The organism is Halomonas sp. A3H3, from assembly GCF_000982975.1.
GTDB classification, from domain to species: Bacteria; Pseudomonadota; Gammaproteobacteria; order Pseudomonadales; family Halomonadaceae; genus Vreelandella; species Vreelandella titanicae.
Genome location: NZ_HG423343.1, coordinates 275,246 through 292,678 on the forward strand (window position 1 = coordinate 275,246; position 17,433 = coordinate 292,678).

At 51.8% G+C, this 17,433-nt stretch carries 17 protein-coding genes; 8 read left to right on the forward strand and 9 right to left on the reverse strand.

Features of this window, described 5'->3' with window-relative positions; genetic code table 11:
* Positions 1 to 13: 13 nt before the first annotated feature.
* The 3 genes from HALA3H3_RS01200 to HALA3H3_RS01210 form a co-directional block, all read right to left on the reverse strand.
* Positions 14 to 442 (reverse strand): RidA family protein, encoded by a 429-nt coding sequence (locus HALA3H3_RS01200; protein WP_039859290.1) that lies wholly within the window; start codon positions 440 to 442, stop codon positions 14 to 16.
* A gap of 66 nt (positions 443 to 508) precedes the next feature.
* Positions 509 to 967 carry a carboxymuconolactone decarboxylase family protein gene (locus HALA3H3_RS01205; protein ID WP_022520556.1) on the reverse strand — a complete coding sequence of 153 codons (459 nt, stop codon included), beginning with the start codon at positions 965 to 967 and terminating at the stop codon, positions 509 to 511.
* A gap of 205 nt (positions 968 to 1,172) precedes the next feature.
* Positions 1,173 to 2,738, reverse strand: a complete 1,566-nt coding sequence (locus HALA3H3_RS01210; RefSeq protein WP_022520557.1) for an MFS transporter — start codon at positions 2,736 to 2,738, stop codon at positions 1,173 to 1,175.
* Between the two features lie 93 nt (positions 2,739 to 2,831).
* Here HALA3H3_RS01210 and HALA3H3_RS01215 point away from each other — a divergent pair, with 93 nt between their 5' ends.
* Positions 2,832 to 3,620: a helix-turn-helix transcriptional regulator gene (locus HALA3H3_RS01215; protein ID WP_022520558.1), complete on the forward strand. Its 789-nt coding sequence runs from the start codon at positions 2,832 to 2,834 to the stop codon at positions 3,618 to 3,620.
* Between the two features lie 52 nt (positions 3,621 to 3,672).
* Here HALA3H3_RS01215 and HALA3H3_RS01220 read toward each other — a convergent pair whose 3' ends face one another.
* A complete protein-coding gene (locus HALA3H3_RS01220) occupies positions 3,673 to 4,605 on the reverse strand; it encodes an AraC family transcriptional regulator (protein ID WP_022520559.1) in 933 nt (310 codons plus the stop codon).
* Positions 4,606 to 4,717: 112 nt separating this feature from the next.
* Between HALA3H3_RS01220 and HALA3H3_RS01225 the strand changes: the two genes are divergently transcribed.
* Entirely contained in the window at positions 4,718 to 5,935 is a 1,218-nt protein-coding gene (locus tag HALA3H3_RS01225) for an MFS transporter (RefSeq protein WP_022520561.1), read from the forward strand.
* Positions 5,936 to 6,053: 118 nt separating this feature from the next.
* Here HALA3H3_RS01225 and HALA3H3_RS01230 read toward each other — a convergent pair whose 3' ends face one another.
* Positions 6,054 to 6,404, reverse strand: a complete 351-nt coding sequence (locus HALA3H3_RS01230) for a MerR family transcriptional regulator (RefSeq protein WP_022520562.1) — start codon at positions 6,402 to 6,404, stop codon at positions 6,054 to 6,056.
* An 80-nt stretch (positions 6,405 to 6,484) separates the two neighbouring features.
* Between HALA3H3_RS01230 and HALA3H3_RS01235 the strand changes: the two genes are divergently transcribed.
* The gene (locus HALA3H3_RS01235) at positions 6,485 to 7,300 is read left to right on the forward strand and encodes an aminotransferase class IV family protein (protein WP_022520563.1); all 816 of its coding nucleotides are present in this window, start codon (positions 6,485 to 6,487) and stop codon (positions 7,298 to 7,300) included.
* A gap of 295 nt (positions 7,301 to 7,595) precedes the next feature.
* On the opposite strand, the gene HALA3H3_RS01240 is transcribed toward HALA3H3_RS01235, so the two are convergent.
* On the reverse strand, positions 7,596 to 8,444 hold the full coding sequence (locus HALA3H3_RS01240; protein ID WP_053856845.1) for a LysR family transcriptional regulator: 849 nt from the start codon (positions 8,442 to 8,444) through the stop codon (positions 7,596 to 7,598).
* A 139-nt stretch (positions 8,445 to 8,583) separates the two neighbouring features.
* Between HALA3H3_RS01240 and HALA3H3_RS01245 the strand changes: the two genes are divergently transcribed.
* A complete protein-coding gene (locus tag HALA3H3_RS01245) occupies positions 8,584 to 9,252 on the forward strand; it encodes an FMN-dependent NADH-azoreductase (RefSeq protein WP_022520565.1) in 669 nt (222 codons plus the stop codon).
* An 86-nt stretch (positions 9,253 to 9,338) separates the two neighbouring features.
* Here the strand turns inward: HALA3H3_RS01245 and HALA3H3_RS01250 are convergent, their stop codons facing one another.
* The gene (locus HALA3H3_RS01250; RefSeq protein ID WP_022520566.1) at positions 9,339 to 9,875 is read right to left on the reverse strand and encodes a YdeI/OmpD-associated family protein; all 537 of its coding nucleotides are present in this window, start codon (positions 9,873 to 9,875) and stop codon (positions 9,339 to 9,341) included.
* Between the two features lie 147 nt (positions 9,876 to 10,022).
* On the reverse strand, positions 10,023 to 10,787 hold the full coding sequence (locus tag HALA3H3_RS01255) for an SDR family oxidoreductase (RefSeq protein WP_022520567.1): 765 nt from the start codon (positions 10,785 to 10,787) through the stop codon (positions 10,023 to 10,025).
* Between the two features lie 473 nt (positions 10,788 to 11,260).
* Between HALA3H3_RS01255 and HALA3H3_RS01260 the strand changes: the two genes are divergently transcribed.
* Positions 11,261 to 12,913 (forward strand): sodium:solute symporter family protein, encoded by a 1,653-nt coding sequence (locus HALA3H3_RS01260; protein ID WP_022520568.1) that lies wholly within the window; start codon positions 11,261 to 11,263, stop codon positions 12,911 to 12,913.
* 74 nt (positions 12,914 to 12,987) lie between these two features.
* Positions 12,988 to 13,119 (forward strand): putative transporter small subunit, encoded by a 132-nt coding sequence (locus HALA3H3_RS27220; protein ID WP_022520569.1) that lies wholly within the window; start codon positions 12,988 to 12,990, stop codon positions 13,117 to 13,119.
* A gap of 91 nt (positions 13,120 to 13,210) precedes the next feature.
* Here HALA3H3_RS27220 and ilvY read toward each other — a convergent pair whose 3' ends face one another.
* Entirely contained in the window at positions 13,211 to 14,089 is an 879-nt protein-coding gene (gene ilvY, locus HALA3H3_RS01265; protein ID WP_009287237.1) for an HTH-type transcriptional activator IlvY, read from the reverse strand.
* Positions 14,090 to 14,332: 243 nt separating this feature from the next.
* On the opposite strand from ilvY, the gene ilvC reads away from it, so the two are divergent.
* Together ilvC and modF are read left to right on the forward strand one after the other, a co-directional pair.
* Positions 14,333 to 15,805 (forward strand): ketol-acid reductoisomerase, encoded by a 1,473-nt coding sequence (gene ilvC / locus HALA3H3_RS01270; RefSeq protein WP_022520570.1) that lies wholly within the window; start codon positions 14,333 to 14,335, stop codon positions 15,803 to 15,805.
* 119 nt (positions 15,806 to 15,924) lie between these two features.
* Positions 15,925 to 17,412 carry a molybdate ABC transporter ATP-binding protein ModF gene (gene modF, locus HALA3H3_RS01275; protein ID WP_022520571.1) on the forward strand — a complete coding sequence of 496 codons (1,488 nt, stop codon included), beginning with the start codon at positions 15,925 to 15,927 and terminating at the stop codon, positions 17,410 to 17,412.
* Positions 17,413 to 17,433 lie beyond the last annotated feature (21 nt).

Genomic DNA, 17,433 nt, shown 5'->3' on the forward strand with positions numbered 1-17,433 from the left:
TGATTGGCTCCCGCTACTCAAGCACGGCGGTCGCGTCCACTTCAAACAGCATGCCATCCAGCGCTAACCGCGGTACCGGCACAAGTGTTTGCGCAGGCAGCGCATCGCCAAAGGTCTCCTTCACATAGCGGGTCATAACCTCCAACATCGAAGGATCATAATTGACGACATAGGTGTTAATACGAGTAACCTGTTGCGGGCTCGCATCAAGTTCTTGCAACACAGTTCTAAGGTTGCGATAAGCTTGGGCAACTTGATCCGCAAACGACTCAGGCAGTACTCCCTGGGCATTTTCGCCTCCCTGACCGGCAATGTAGGCAACCCGGCTGCCTCCGCTGGCAACCACCGCGTGGCTATAGCCGTTAGGTGCAGGATCATAAAGTTCATCAGAATTGACGATGGTTGTTGTCACTCCACCTGCGTGAGCTGTGTTCAGCGCCATAGCGATAATTCCCCATTTAAAGCGTTTGATGATGCAACAAAACATATCACTACCCCTCAGCTCTGATCACTGACGGCTTTGGGTTTCATTCGGATGAAGCGAACGAAACCCCACACTAATGCGGTTCCAGACGTTAATCGCTCCAATCAGTAAGGTAAGGTCAACGAACTCTTTCTCGGTAAAATTCGCCACGCCCTGCTCGTAATCCTTCGTAGGAGCGCCTGTGTCGGGTAGCTTTGTCAATGCCTCGGTCCAGGCCAACGCCGCCCGTTCCCGTGGCGTATAGAGAGTGGACTCGCGCCAGGCAGACAGCAGGTAAAGGCGTGCCTCGCTCTCACCCGCTGCGCGGGCATCGCTGGTGTGCATATGCAGGCAAAATGCACAGCCATTGATCTGAGAGGCGCGTGTTTTAACTAGCTCAATCAGACTAAACTCCAGTCCACAGTGGCGAACGTACTCCTCTAGCTTAGTCATCGCGGTAATGCCCTCTGGAGAGGCTTTAAAGGCGTTCAGGCGTGTTTCCATTGTCTTGCTCCTCTGTTTTATATGGAGTGGAAAGCTATCCACCGGTCGTTCTACAGAGATAGACGGAACAGCCTTAATGTTTGTGACATGGTGAGAAATAATTTAGAAAATAAAACGCCTGGGAGACGAGGAGTACGCCAAAGCATTGGCTAGTGGCCAGGGCATTTCGGATACTTATCGCTATCTCCCCTACCCTGTGGGCCACTCAATCACTCTCTTTTCCAACGGCTTTCACATGCCGTAGAGTAACGGCTGATATCAACGCAAGCGCCAAAAGGGTGGCGCCACTTACTGCGGCGGCCATATTCATACCTTGCGTAAACGCAGACTGGGCTTGCTCAAGTATCCCATCGGGAAGTCGTTCAGCAACTGACGTTGTTGCCCACAAGCTTTCTCCAAGGGCACGGGAGATATCGTCTGGCATCCCGTTAGGAATCGCACTGGCAATCTGCACGCGATACAACAGGGTCGCCATGCTGCCGAGAAGTGCTACGCCTAGTGCCACCCCCAACTCTTGAACCATCTCGGACATCGACGATGCAGACCCGGTTTTTTCCGGAGGCGCAGACCCTACCACCAAGTCTGTGCCCAGCGCGGCGATGGTACCCAGCCCCAGGTATACCAGTGAAAATCCGATTACGACCTGGAGTACCTGAACGGAGAGTGGGTCTACTTGAGCCAGAAAACCACAACCGATGCTTGAAAGCATAAGCGCTAAAGCAATAACAAACGCTGGCCGAATTCGGCGCGCAAAGATAGGGGCAAGGATACCGGCTAGTACCATCATCAGCGCTGGCGGCCCCATCCACAACCCAGCAATCAGCGGCGTGTAGCCCGCCACTAGCTGAAGATATTGGGTAACTAAGAGCATCATTCCCGCCACGCCCACCAGCCCTATCAGGAGTATAAAAAGGGCGGCAGTGAAGGTTTTACTGGCAAACAGTTTGAGATCAAGCAGTGGATCGAGAAGCTGCTTTTGGCGACGCACAAAGAACAGTGTTCCCACTACGCCTAGTGCGAGAGTAACCAATACCAGTGGCGTCAATCCTGCTTTAGAGAACTCCTTTATGGCATAGATACTTGGCAAAATTGCTATCAACAGCAACAGGACACTCAAAAGATCCAGACGGCCTGCCTGTGGGTTACGGTACTCCGGCAGGAGTAATGGGGCAGTTAACAACAGTATGATGACGATGGGCACGGCAATTAGGAAAGCGGCTCCCCACCAAAAGGGTGCTAACAGCAACCCACCGACCACCGGGCCTAACGCCATACCCAGTGCGAACATGGTTGCCCATATACCGATCGCCAGTGCCCGCTGGTGCAAATCAAAAAACATATTGCTAATCAGGGCCAACGTAGAAGGCATCAGGGTTGCTCCGGCAATACCCAATGCTGCCCGCGCCACAATGAGCCACTCGGCATTGGGTGCATAAGCTGCAAACACCGACGCGACCGCAAACGCAGAGGCTCCCATCATCAGTAGCCGACGTCGGCCAATCCGATCCCCTAGCGTGCCCATAGTGATCAGAAAACCGGCGATCATGAAGCCATAGGCGTCCATAATCCACAGCGCCTGGGTACTGCTTGGCTGTAGCTCTACCGCCAGGGCTGGAAGCGCCAAGTAGAGAATAGTTACATCGAGCCCAAGCAGCATGGTGGGCAGTGCCAATACCGCAAGCCCCGCCCACTCTTTAAGGCCAGCCTTGTTATAAGGCCGTCCTCCTGCAACCGTATAGAGAGGGGTGTGAACATCACAATTGAATGACATGTAGCCTCCGACTTCATCATGGAAGCAGGCATTCTCAGACACTCAATATGGGGTTACAATATAGCCAATTATCCTATTACCAAAGGTAATAGCATGTCGAATCATAGGCTTGAACGAACACAGAGTGATCTCACCGAATTCATGCTGCGGCATCGTCGCAAATTGACGCCCGCGGACGTTGGACTTCCCACCAGCGGGCGAAGGCGTACACCGGGCTTAAGGCGAGAAGAGGTTGCGGCGCTTGCTGGGGTAGGACTGACTTGGTACACGTGGTTTGAGCAGGGCCGTGACATTAAGGTCTCCGAACGCTTCCTGCTCAATATCTCCCGTGCCCTGAAACTGGATGACGCCGAGTGCTGTCATCTTTTTCTGTTGGCACACCGCCGAGCGCCGCCAGCAGAAGCGTATCAAGAGCAGAGCATATCTCCCCGGATACGATCGCTGATGGATGATCTCTCTCGCCCTAGCTACGTCATGAATCTGCGCTGGGATGTTATTGGCTGGAATGCGCAGGCCGATAAGCTACTTCAGTTCAGCAGCCGAGAGGCGTCTGAACGCAACCTGCTAAGGATGGTATTTACCGCCCCCGATCTACGCCGACGACTTCCTGACTGGCAACTGGATGCCTCGCATATGCTGGCGCAGTTTCGTTGTGACTTAGCTGTCGCCCCTGAAGACCCGATCATGCAAACGCTGATCGACGAGCTTTGTCAGTTATCTCCAGACTTTCGGCGCTGGTGGGAAGCTTCGAGTATGGAAGGCTACCATCGAGGAATCAGCAGCCTCCTCGATACAGAGGGCGGGCATCATACTTATACCCATGAGACGCTAATCGTTGATGAGCACCGTCATCTCAAGATGGTTGTTTACTTCGACAGCTAAATCGTTCCTATGCCATCTTCTTTCACGGAATATTGAAGAGAAGACTCAACCGTCACACGGTCTCTGCTTCACGTGCCTCACTCGGCGGGTGGCCAATAATGCGTTTGAACGCGCGACTGAATGAGGCTTCGGAGTCATAGCCAAGCCGGTTCGCGGCCACGGCGATGCGCATATTGTCCCGCGCTATCCACTGTCGAGCCTGAAACATCTTTACCCGCGCCACATACTTGGCGGGAGTCACCCCTAACATCCGGCTGAACTTATCGTTAAAGCTTGAGCGCGAAGCTCCCATGACATCCGCTAACTCGGCGACTGACCAATCGCGCTCCGGCTGCGTATGGATGGCTACCAGCACCTTGCCGAGTTGTGGGCAGCGCACGGCTGCAATCCAGCCGCTAGAGTCGCTGCAGGCACACTCAATCCAAGCACGAATAATAGTGGCGGCCAGCACATCGGCCAAACGGGCAAGTATGCCGCAGGCACCGATTCGATCCAGGCTAATTTCTCGCTCCATTGCCTCCAATAAGGCAGGTACCGAGGGATCACGTTTAGCCAAATCGCTAGCGCGCATCATGTCAGGCATTATCGCAATCAGAGGGTGTAGCGGGTCGAGATTGAAGTGCATGGCGCCACAAAAAAGCACATCCGGCTCAATATCACTCTCTTTTGACTCACTGTTCACCAGATAAATATTCTCGGAGACCGGCCTACGAGCCAACGTAGCCTTATCCACTGCAGGCACGTCCTGCGAGCTGGCCATTACGTAGGACGCTCCACGCGGAAAGAGCACCGCATCGCCAGCGTTCAGGTATGTCCACTCGGTTGTCTCGGTACGCAACCAACACCCGCCTTGAGCCACAAAAAGAAAAAGTGCTGCTGGCTGGGCAGAGGTTGCGACGGCCCAAGGGGCGCGCAGCAGGCAGCGCCCATACTCCACGCCCTCAAGGCGCAGGCCGAGCAGAATTTCAGTTAAGGTGTCGCGCATATTAATGAACCCGGTTTGGACAAATAGTCATGCTTTACGGATTTTATATCATAGAAAAGCCAAACCCTTAATTTTACACTGCAGCTTCAACTAACACTTTAGTAGGCCTGCAATGAACGACACTACTTGCTCCGCCAGCCCGTCATTACTAACGGCAACACCCACCGCTGAACCTACCTCAGCCAATTGGATGGGCATTGTCAGCCTCGCGCTGGGGGTTTTTGGTTTAGTGACTGCCGAATTTTTACCGGCCAGCCTGCTGACGGCCATGGCAGCGGATCTCAACATCTCCGTTGGCGCCACGGGCCAAGCGGTCACGGCTACTGCTGCAGTAGCTGCGCTTGCCGCGCTAACAATCCCACTTCTGACCCGCAATTTTGATCGTAGGTTTGTGCTGCTTGGTTTATCGCTGCTGCTCGTCGTTTCCAACGTCTTGGCGGCAACGGCGAATAGCTTTTTTGTTTTAATTTTTGCTCGAGTACTGCTGGGAATTGCCTTGGGAGGGTTCTGGTCGATGGCCGCTGCCCTGGCAATGCGCATGGTGCCCGACAATCTGTTTGCACGCGCCATGTCTATTGTTTTGACCGGCGTGTCTGTCGCTACCGTTTGCGCAGCCCCTCTGGGCGCCTATATTGGTGGTCTCTGGGGGTGGCGCAGTGCGTTTATTGCCGCTAGTTGCCTTAGTCTAGTGACGCTCGTGACTCAGCTTTTCGTCATTCCTGCCATGCCGCCAAAAGACAACCCAAGCCTGCGCACTCTCTTCCAACTGCTCACACGCACGCAGGTTCGCGTTGTGCTGTTAGCCGTAGTGCTGATGATTTCAGGCCATTTTGCCGGATTTACCTACATACGACCGCTCCTTGAAGAGGTGGCGCAGCTATCCGTCAGTGCAATCTCTGCGGTACTACTCGGCTTTGGCATTGGTGGTTTTTTTGGCAATTTCGCCGGTGCATTTATCGCAGAACGTAGCGAGCGCAACGCCATTATGTTTGGTGGGGCACTCATTATTGCGATCACCATTACGCTACTGTTCGCGGGTAGTTTGGCCAGCGTTACTGCCGTGTCTATCGCACTGTGGGGGTTTGCTTTCGGCGCTTTTCCCATCGGATTTCAAACCTGGATAGTTCGTGCCGCGCCGGATCAAGTTGAAGCTGCAGGGGGCTTGATAGTTGCCGCCTTTCAGGTTGCTATCGCCAGCGGTGCTATAGGCGGCGGCATACTAGTGGATTACCTCGGCGCGCTGGGTGGGCCCCTATTAGCCCTGATCACTACCAGCCTGGGAACCCTGCTTGTGCTGTCATTTGGGCCACGCTCACAAAGCCCGGCCTGATAGCAAGAGAGCCGGGAGTAGTGAGACTTCCCGGCTCCTCAGTTGACTAGACCACCCAGCGGAAATGCGGTGATTCAAGCGTTACATGCCTCCTGCAGTTCCCGTTACCCACTGTTCATCACCGTTCAATATCGCACAGGAAACTCTCCAGAATGGCACGGCTTTGGGCCAGTTTGGCTGCTTTCTGGTCGGCAAACTCAATTTGTTCGTGCAAGACATTGCGTAGTTCGTCACAGGGCTCGAAAACTGGGCCCTCCCCTCTCACACACGGTAGGAATTGCTTGATGGTTGCCAGAGTCATGCCTGCTGAACCGAGCAGTTTGATCCGCTCGACAGTGCGAATCTCACCCTGCCCGTAATGACGGTACCCATTGGTGGCGCGCGTTGGCTTAAGCAAACCTTCCGCTTCATAGTAGCGCAGCATGCGAATGCTTACTCCGGTGCGTTTTGCCAGCTCGCCTATTTTCATTTCACTCTATTGACTCTTACAGCGCTGTTAGGGTTTAGGGTAGTGACTCCTCACTGCAAGTTCAATCAGGAGTTAATGCCATGTTCACTAACACCAGCACTTTTCAGGCCCATATTAATGGGCAACCAGCCACTCTTTCAGAGCTGATACCCCTGGCCTTTGCAGGGTTTGCCCATTTCACGGCCATGCAGGTACGAGATCGAGAGGTCAAAGGGCTAGATCTTCATCTTGCCCGCCTGCAGAAAGCGTCAAAAGAGTTTTTTGGAAAGATGCTTCCCGAGGAGCAACTGGTCTCCTACATCAAAACAGCTATTGATAAAGGCCCGAAAGACCAGTCATTAACGGTTACTCTCTTCTCCCGCCATGGCGAATTCACCGCGGCCAGCATGGATGCGGAGCCAGACGTGCTCGTCCGTAGCAGCGCACCGGCTAATGGCCCTAAAGGGCCGTTGAGGCTGAGTAGGGTAGATCACGAGCGACCTCTAGCTTCTATCAAGCACGTTGGTGAGGCGGGCAAAACCTACTATCTACATCAAGCTCTGCGCCAGGGTTTCGACGATGCAGCCTTTGTCGACCGCCATGGGCGATTGAGCGAGGCAACCATCTGGAACCTTGCCTTCTGGGACGGTGAGACGGTGATCTGGCCACAGGCAACGATATTGCAGGGCACCATGATGGGTATTGTTCAACGCCAACTGAACCGCCTCGGTATTGCCCAGCGCCACGAGGAGATCACCATTGAGCGTCTTCAGGAACTGCCCGGTGCCGCGGTGATGAATTCATGGACACCTGGGATCGCAGTCACTGCCATTGCTACCACTGCTTTTGCAGAAATAACCCCGTTCATCAGTCTGCTTCATAAAGCCTACCAAGCTGAGCCCAACAGTGTGTTGTAGGGGGTCTTTCCATATAGCGCGGAATCTGAGACAACACCATCGATTTTCCAGCGTTGTCTCAGCAAGCTCTTCGGCAAAGTGCATTGCACATTGCCCCCCGCCACCACAAGAGTGAACACGGCCTTTCCGTTCAAACGTTGCAATCAACAGACCAGTTGCTCGCTCAATGCTGGTAAGCGCACCTTTATTTAACAAAAGGCTTTCAAGGGCCTGCATGTAGGCTCGCTTGTATGTGTTGAATTGCCATGCCTTACTCACTCTTATAAGGGTAGATTTAGCAAACACAATGTGAAATTTAATTAACTTTAGACTTAAGCCAATCGACAAAGGCCTGCATTTTGGCGCTATGCTGCCAACTTTGGGTCGGGATGTAGTAACACAGTATTGAATCAACGCCTTGATACGACATTGGCTGTAATGTGTTAGCTTTCACAAAGTCAGAAACCAGAGTCTCTGAACAAAACACCAGCCCTTTCCCAGCAATAGCTTCATACACGCCATAGAGCTCCTGATCAAAATATCTTATTTCAAAGTTTGGAAGAGACTCCCCATTTTCCATTAACCAGCTTTCCCAAGGTGAATCCGGTAATTTACTATTCTTCCATTTAGTCAGGTAGACAATAGGAGGCTTATCCGCTGTGATAGAGTTGATAAAAGAAGAGCCTCCATACACGTTAAAACGTTCTTTTTTCAATAAGCTTGACTCATCAACACGGGTTACGTCTCCCAAACGGATAGAGAGGGCATTAATTTTAGATGCCACCACTTCACCTGTTGATATTTCAACATCAATATTTTGATAGATTTTATTGAAATCATGTAATAACGGAATTAACACCAGGGCAGCAAAGGATGAAGTGGTATCAACATTCAGTCGTGATGCCCCTGACTTTATATTATCTAGCGCAGTCTGAATTTTCTGCAGACCTGCTGTTGTTGCCTCAGCGAGCTGGTGCCCCTCTGAAGTTAATATCACTTTTCGGTTTTTTCGGTTAAACAGCCGCACTCCCAACCTACTCTCAAGGTTGCTGATGTGGTGCGACACACCTGCTGGCGTTATCGACAGCTCCTCAGCGGCATCTTTAAAGCTCCCCAGTCGAGCTGCTGCTTCAAACACCTTAATCGCTTGCAATGAAGCCTTCACCGCCAGCCCCCCATTTTGGACTCAAACCCGTTTCTCAATAGGTAAGTTTTACTCATCTATCGAGCCAGTTTATTCATTTGTCGCAGTATTGGCAAAAAGGCAGCATAGCCACTCCACATCACTATCAGTCGAGCCCACTATGCACACATTACTTCATATAGACGCCAGCGTACGCAAGACGTCCAACCCCAACCCCGACCACAACTCAATATCAAAGCGCATTGCTATGCAGTTTGTTGATAAATGGAGGTCTGCTAAAAGTACAGATAATTACATTTATCGTGATATTGGCTTAAATCCACCAGCTTTCATTGACCAAGACTGGATAGGCGCTGTGTTTACTCCGGATGACCGAAAAAGTTCTGAGCAACTCGAAAAACTGGCTTTATCAGATCAGCTATTTAACGAGTTATCTCAAGCGGATGTCATTTTAATATCTTCACCTATGTACAACTACGGCATGCCCGCCCCTCTTAAAGCATGGTTCGATCAGGTAATGCGTATAAATAAAACATTTAGCTTTGACTTGGCTCGTGGCGACCATCCTATAGAGCCACTTTTGTCTGGAAAAACACTTATTTTAGTGACCTCATGCGGAGAATTTGGGTTTGGGCCAGGAGGTGAACGTGAGCATATGAATCACCTCGGGCCACACATTAAAACATTGGGCAGATACTTGGGTGTCGAGTCATTTTATGAAATAACGTCAGAGTACCAAGAATTTGGGGACGAAAGGCATCAGGAATCAGTTGCTAATGCGCTTAAAAATGCAGGATTACTAGCGACTGATTTGGCTAGCAAAGCATAAATCCTTAAGCAGTAGTAGGGCAGTGCAATATGCGCTGCCCTGCTTAAAAGCTATTAATCTTGAACAGTAATACAGAAACTGCAACGCTAACCTGCCGTTTTAGGTGGGCTAAACGCTTTACTGTAATAGCCAGATGGATCGAAGCAGCAAACGCGGCGCTTTCCAGAAGCAAGCATGTCGCAAGCATCTAGAATCCGCTTCGCTCGGGTCTTGGACTGCTTGGCGGATGTAATCCAATGAATCCAGTCCAGGCGAGCAATCGTCGTGGTATCGCTCCAAACAGTTTGAGCTTCTGGAGACGCTGCAAGGGCGTCCTGCAAATCAGCGGGCACCTCGGGTTCAGGCTCCTGCTCTACGGGCGTAATCTCAAAGGTGACATCGTCGCCACTGTTAACGCCTGCCGATTCAAGCAGCTCTTTACTTACCCGCAACCAATGGCTCAATTGGCCGTCCGGTTCAAGAGTAGCCTGGAAGGCATAAGTATTGAGGGTGCCCTCTACCGTTGTCCTGCCTCGCCGTGGGAGCTTCTCACTCACGCTTTTGGGCAGCACGACAAAAGCCCATGAATTATCGCTATCCTGCTTGGCGGGCCGAAGAAGCGTTGCTTTAAACTGAGATGTCATAGCTCTTTGTATCCTATTTTTAGTGTGGCAATTAACAGTACTCCAATCAAAAGGGGCAGCCCCTCCTTCAGAACGGGCTGCCTGTGGCATGCTGCTGCATAGCTCAAGGCCCCTAATCCTGATTATAGTCAGAGTGAGGCCCTATATTCAGACGCGATTTATTGATACTCCACCATCTGCCAATAGTGCCGTTCCGGTCGTAAAGCTGGATGCATCTGAAGCCAGGTAGAGTGCGGATTGAGCAATCTCTTCAGGCTTTGCCGTCCGCTTCATTGCATGTAGGTTGGCTACGAACGCTAACGCTTCGGGAGTGTTGGCAAACTCCCTGGCTGCAGCAGTATCCGTGCCTCCCGGTAGTAGCGCATTCACTCGAATGTTATCAGAGCCATATTCACAAGCGAGTACTTGCGTCAGCCCGATTAATCCCGCTTTACTGGCCGCATAAGCAGCCATGCCTGGCATTCCAGCGCTATAGCCAACAAATGTTGAAGTGAAAATTAACGAACCACCGCCACTCGTTAGCATGGCCGGCAGTTGATACTTAGCTGCCAGAAAAGCGCTCGTTAAATTGGTCGTGATCACCTGATTCCAATCGGCCAACGACATCTCGGGCACCGGCCCCATCGCACCTAAAATGCCTGCGTTGTTAAATGCCGCGTCCAATTGACCAAACCTCGCGAGCGTCTCGTCAACGAGCTTTCTGGCGAAATCCTCATCACCTACGTCGCCAGCAACCGCTAACGCTTGGCCACCCTCCTCTTTTATTGCGCTGACCAGCACCTCCAGCTCTGACTCTCTTCTGGCCGCTACCACGACAGTAGCTCCCTCCCTAGCGAAAAGCCGGGCAGTCGCTCTACCAATACCTGCGCTGGCACCAGTAACAATGGCAACTTTATTTTCGAGTGCACCCATCTTTATGACCTCCATCACTGTTCAGAAAAAGGGGAAATTCCCCCACCAACAGCGAAGATCATAAGAAGCCTTTTACCTGGCGCCGACCCGAAACTTGCTACATTGCGCAGGTACTAAAATGCTGAGCATACCTGTGGCCTTTTCAGGGCACGGCGTAGCTGACCCGCCTGCTGATTCCCGACGAGCCGGGCTTCAACCTGTACTGTTCGAGCTTAAGGGAGTAGGGTAGCCCTCCGGATCGACTCCCCCAGCGCTTTGTTGCGATTCACTGTGGAAGTCCATCTGCCTCCCTATTTAAGGCGTTTCCAGCGCCTGACACTTGCACGACCTGATCGCCAACCGCGATATCATCTCGCTACAGACATACCTAGAAAGATGTTCTGTTTTTTGCTTACGTCCTGTCGCGGCCACTCCTTCAAGGGAACTGTGGTTGCTATTTAGGATGCTAGGGCTGCAAAGCCTATGGGTATTCAATGAACGAAGAAAGTTTCTATCAATTCTCGACCGTGACTGTGCTCGCCTTGTTGGCGTTTTTTTACGGCGGCACTTACCTGCTGACCTTGCTGATCAAGAAGAAAAAGGAAAATACTGACGCCTTTATGGTGTCTAATCACCAGATCGGCTTTGGCCTTGGCGCTGCCAGCATGACCGCCACCTGGATCTGGGCAGCCTCGTTCTACGGCGCCGCCACCTCGGGTTATACCTATGGCATTTCCGGCCCTTTACATTACGGGCTGTGGGGCGCGCTGATGATTCTGTTTATCTACCCCTTTGGCCGACGTTTTCGCAAACTGGCGCCCAATGCGCACACCCTGGGTGAGCTTATCCATGCCCGCCATGGTTCTTCCAGCCAGCTGATTCTTGCCTCCTCCAACATCCTGGGCAGCATCATCAGCCTGATGGTCAACTTCACCGCTTCCGGCGCGCTGGTTTCGGTGCTTTCGCCCCTCTCTTTCCAGGCCGGTGTGGTTATTGCTGGGGTCGGGGTGCTCTCCTATACGCTGTGGTCAGGCTTCCGCGCCTCAGTGCTGACGGACTTTGCCCAACTGATGGCGATGATGGCCGTGGCCATCCTGATTATTCCAGCGGTAATGTTTGCTCTCGGCGGCCCGGAAACGCTGTCAGACGGCATGAGTCTTCTTACGCCAGAACAAGCCAACCTGTTCTCGATGGACGCGATCCTCAATCAAGGTGCGCCCTTCTTTGTAGCGGTGCTGGCATACGCCATTGGCAACCAGACCATTTCCCAGCGCCTATTCGCCGTGCGTGAAGATCATATCAAACCGACCTTTATCACCGCGACCATTGGTTATGGTGCCATTGTCATTGGTCTTGGCATGATCGGCTTGATGGCATTGATGACCGGCATGGAGCCGATCGATGGCGACATGAACAATCTGATTCCGCAGATGGTTTCAATGTACCTCTCACCGGTGTTTATCGGGTTGTTCTTTATTCTGGTGATCGGTTCGCTCTCCTCCACTGCTGACTCGGATCTTTCCGCCATGTCGGCGATTTTGATGGCCGATGTCTACGGTAAAAACATTGCCAAAAACAAGCCCGACCCGACCAAGATGCTGTTTATTGGCCGGTTAACCATGATCGTCGCGACGCTGATCGGGGTGGTTCTTGCCAGCTTCTCGATGGACATTCTGATCATGCTGGTCTTCGTTGGTGCGCTGTGGGGTGCAATTGTGTTCCCGGTCATCGCCAGTTGCTTCTGGGATCGAGTCACCAACAAGGCCTTCACCTCCGCTGTCATCGCGGGCTTGGTGATGTTCTGTGTCGCACGATTCGAGCTAGTACCGATGATTGGCGTCACTGCGGGGCTGTTTGAACTACTCGCCGCCGTCGGCGGTGGTGTGGTGCTCGGTCTGATGGCCTTCGGCTTCTGTGGGCGCAGAATTGGTTTGGTTTTCGGCACACTCTGCGCCATTGTGCTGGCCTACTTCTGCGTCGGATTCCTGCGGGACTACACCGTGCTGCTGGCTTCCTTAATGGCTTACGGCGTCAGCACCATCTTCTGCATCGCGGTCAGCCTGATGAGTTCCAGTAAGTTCGACTTCTCGCAGATCGATCAGAAAGTGATCAACTACGACCCGACCAAACCTGCGACGCAAGGCTAAGTCCAGCGCCACGCTAGATTCATCACTTCATCCGCTGGTGCGCCAAGCGCACCAGCCAGACAATAGGAAAGCGCATGCAAACCTTTATCTTGGCGTTATATGTACTGATCTGGCCGTTGATCTCACTTGTCATCTTCGCGGTGATTGGCATCGCCACCGTCAAAGACATTCGCATTGCACGACGTGATAAGCGTGAACTGGTGTGATGTAGCTCTTCATCGATGAACAGTAACAGTGGTTAAGGAAAATAGAGGCAAGGAAAAGAGATGCGGCAAAGGATTGCCGTGGTTTGTAACCCTACATCAAGCTCCAAAATGCATCGACCAGCGGGTTTTTTAAGTTTTTCTTTAACGTAAACAAGCCAATATCGTAGGGTTCCAGCTCAGGCTTCACATCAAGCACCCGAATACGATCCTTCAATGGGCTGTTATCGAGCACAATTTTTGGCACTACGCCAATGCCGAAGCCCAAGCTCACCATACTTACAATCGCCTCATTGCCCGTGACCTGTGCATAAATGCGCGGGGCAATATCGCGTTGGCGAAACCATTCGTCCACACGAGTTCTTGAGACACCGCTTTCAGATAAAATCATCGGGATATTCGCCCACTCTCCGGGTGCGGTTGGCGAGGTCGTGGGAATATTTGGCACTTGCTGCTCAAGTGGTGCGATAAATAACAAAGGCGATGTGGCAATGGGCTTGAATGCTAACCCGCGAGGTAAGTTTGCGGGGCGTGCCGCGATGCTGAGGTCTTCTTTACCGTCCAGAACATGCGCAATCGCGTGTTCTGGATCCCCCGTGCGCAGCTTTATTTCAATCGCAGGATAGGCGATACGAAAGCGACGCAGCAGCTCGTACAGAAAACTGTAGCTCGCGGTGACTGAACCGTACAAGCTGATTTCACCGCTTAATTGATCAGAGTTGTCAGTTAACTCATGGCGGATCAAGTTCCACTGGCTGCTGGTATCGCGCGCGTATTTAAGAAATTTCTGGCCTTCCTGAGTCAATGCCACGGTTCGATTGTCGCGATTAAACAGCGGTACACCCAGCTCGTCTTCTAAATGACGAATGTTGCGCGACAGCGCAGAAATGCTGATATGACACTCATCGCTGGCGCGTCCAAAATGCAGCGTTTCTGCCAGGGCAAGGAATTGTTTTAAAAGTTTAATATTCATAATAAGACCGACGCTCCGCGACTGCGCTTGTGGCGATGTCCGAATACTAACCGACAGTTGCGAAAAATGGGACGTGTTATTGCAAATATATCAATTTAAGAAAGAGTCACTCTTCTATACATTACCTCTCATCACATGCTCTTACCGACATGGCGCTAGCGTTTCCCCCTAGCGACGGTGTCACCTTTTTAATATCGGTGTACCTTACACCGACACATTGATCATAAAATTAGGATGCTAACGATGGCTAACTATTTCAATACGTTACCGCTACGCGAGCAATTGGCTCAGCTAGCGCAATGCCGCTTCATGCACACCGCTGAGTTTGCTGATGGCGTCGAAGCGCTAAAAGGCAAAAAAATGGTGGTTATCGGCTGTGGCGCACAAGGCCTTAACCAAGGTTTGAACCTACGTGACAGCGGCCTAGATGTTTCTTATGCACTGCGTCCTGAAGCCATTGAGCAAAAGCGCCAGTCCTGGAAAAACGCCACTGAAAACGGTTTTGTGGTAGGAACTTACGAAGAGTTGATCCCCACCGCAGACGTTGTTTTGAACCTCACCCCTGATAAGCAGCACACTTCAGTAGTGAACACAGTGATGCCGCTGATGAAGGAAGGCGCCTGCCTGTCTTACTCTCACGGTTTCAACATCGTAGAAGAAGGCATGAAAATTCGCGACGACTTAACCGTCATCATGGTGGCACCGAAGTGCCCTGGCTCTGAAGTTCGCGCTGAATACGTGCGTGGTTTCGGTGTTCCCACCTTGATCGCTGTTCACGAAGACAATGACCCCAAAGGCGAAGGCCTTGCGCTCGCCAAAGCTTACGCTGTAGGTACTGGCGGCCATAAAGCGGGCGTGCTGATGTCCTCTTTCATCGCGGAAGTGAAATCCGATCTGATGGGCGAGCAAACGATCCTTTGCGGCATGCTGCAAACGGGCTCCCTGCTTTGCTTCGACAAGATGGTCGAAGAAGGTATCGACCCGGGTTACGCCTCTAAGCTGATCCAGTACGGCTGGGAAACAGTCACCGAAGCGCTGAAGTACGGCGGTGTGACAAATATGCTAGATCGTCTTTCTAACCCAGCGAAGATCAAAGCGTTCGATCTTTCTGAAGAGTTAAAAGACATCATGCGTCCGCTGTACAACAAGCACCAAGACGACATCATGAGTGGCCACTTCTCTAAAACGATGATGGAAGACTGGGCGAACGATGATGCGAACCTTCTAAAATGGCGTGCAGAAACGGCTGAGACGAATTTCGAGAAAACACCCGCTGGCGATGTAGAAATCTCTGAGCAAGAGTTCTTCGACAACGGCATTTTGATGGTCGCTATGGTGAAAGCCGGTGTTGAGCTTGCTTTCGAAACCATGACAGCGGCGGGCATCATCGCTGAATCGGCTTACTACGAGTCGCTACACGAAACGCCGCTCATCGCGAACACCATCGCGCGTAAGAAATTGTACGAAATGAACGCGACTATCTCTGATACGGCGGAATACGGTTGCTACCTCTACAACCACGCCTGTGTGCCGCTGTTGGCAGACTTTATGAAAGGCATCAAATCCGACGTGATCGGTAAAGGGCTTTCGCTAGACGACAACGGCGTTGATAACGCACGCCTGATCGAAGTTAACACTGCCCTTCGTTCACACCCCGTAGAAGCCGTTGGCTCGGTTCTTCGTGGCTACATGGCTGACATGAAAAAAATCGTTTAATCGCCTGATTAAACGATAGACGTTCAGGTCATCAAAACCTAAGCCGTCAAAAAAAGCCGAGATATCATCACGATATGCTCGGCTTTTTTGGTTCCCCGAACAGCGTAAGGAAGAGAGTAATGGATTCGTTAACCCGCCTAGACGATATTCACCAAAACCATATCCGCCTAACAAAAGCGACGGTTAGCTTTGATGATCGTTTCACACTAAGCGAGATTGATTGGACCATTACGCCAGAACAGCATTGGGTTATCACTGGCCCCAATGGCGCAGGTAAATCCGCCCTTGCTGCTGCGCTCGCGGGCATTGGTGACATCCAGAGCGGAAGCATTCAAGGCCTTCCCAACAACGTGGAAATCGTCTCTTTTGAAGCCCAGGCAGAGCTCATCGCCCAAGAGTTGAAAAAAGACGACGCCGACATTATGGACGTCATTTCACTCGGTACTCCCGTCAGTGAAATGATTTTCGACCACTGCCAAGACACTGAACTTGCCCAATCCTTGGTCGAGAAATTTGGCCTAGGGAAACTGCTCGATCGCGCGTTTCGTAAACTTTCCACCGGTGAAACCCGCAAAGTCATGCTGATTCGCGCGCTGGCCAACAAGCCTGATTTACTTATTTTAGACGAGCCCTTCGATGGCTTGGATGTCGATACCCTCGCCATGCTGCAAGCACATCTAGCCTCTATCATCGACACCGTTCCCATGGTCATGGTATTGAATCGCTTTGATGAAATGCCGGACTTCATCACCCATGTGGCCTATCTAGACAAAGAGCGTGGGGATAAACAGAGTGGCGACAAAGGCCGCTTGAAGCTCACGGTAGACCGTCAAGATGACGCCGCCTTTAATGAGCTCTACCAATTACTGCATTTGAAAACCACCGACCTAAGCGTGCCGGAGGCCGACCCCACCAATAAGCTACCCGCTCTCGACCCGAGCCAGCCATTAGTAAAACTAACGCAAGCGACCATCCAATACGGCGACACCGTGATTGTCGATAAGCTCGATTGGACGATAGAACGGGGCCAGCATTGGCAACTGAGCGGCCCTAACGGTAGCGGCAAAACCTGCGTTTTATCGTTGATCACCGGCGATCATCCGCAGTGCTATACCAACGATATTTTCGTGTTTGGTTTCCAGCGCGGTAACGGCGAAAGCATCTGGCAGATTAAACAGTTTATCGGCTATGTATCCACTAACCTGCAGTGGGAATACCGGGTTAGCACCAGCTGCAAAAACGTGATTATTTCCGGTTTCTACGACAGCATCGGCATGTACACCAAGCCCACTGACAGCCAGAAAAAAATTGCCGACCAATGGCTCGAACTACTCGGCATGCAAGACCGCGCCGACCAGCCGTTTAACAAACTCTCGTACGGCGACCAGCGCCTGCTACTCATTGCCCGCGCCATGGTCAAACATCCGCCCCTGTTGATTCTAGATGAACCTTGCCTTGGCCTGGACGACATAAACCGCCAGCTCGTCCTCGCCCTGATCGAAAAAATCTGCCAAGGCTCAGAAACCACCGTGCTCTACGTTAACCACCACGCGGAAGACCAGATAACAGGCATAGAGCATTATTTAGGGCTGGAGAAAAATAACTAATTTTTCAAATAGTTAAGATCA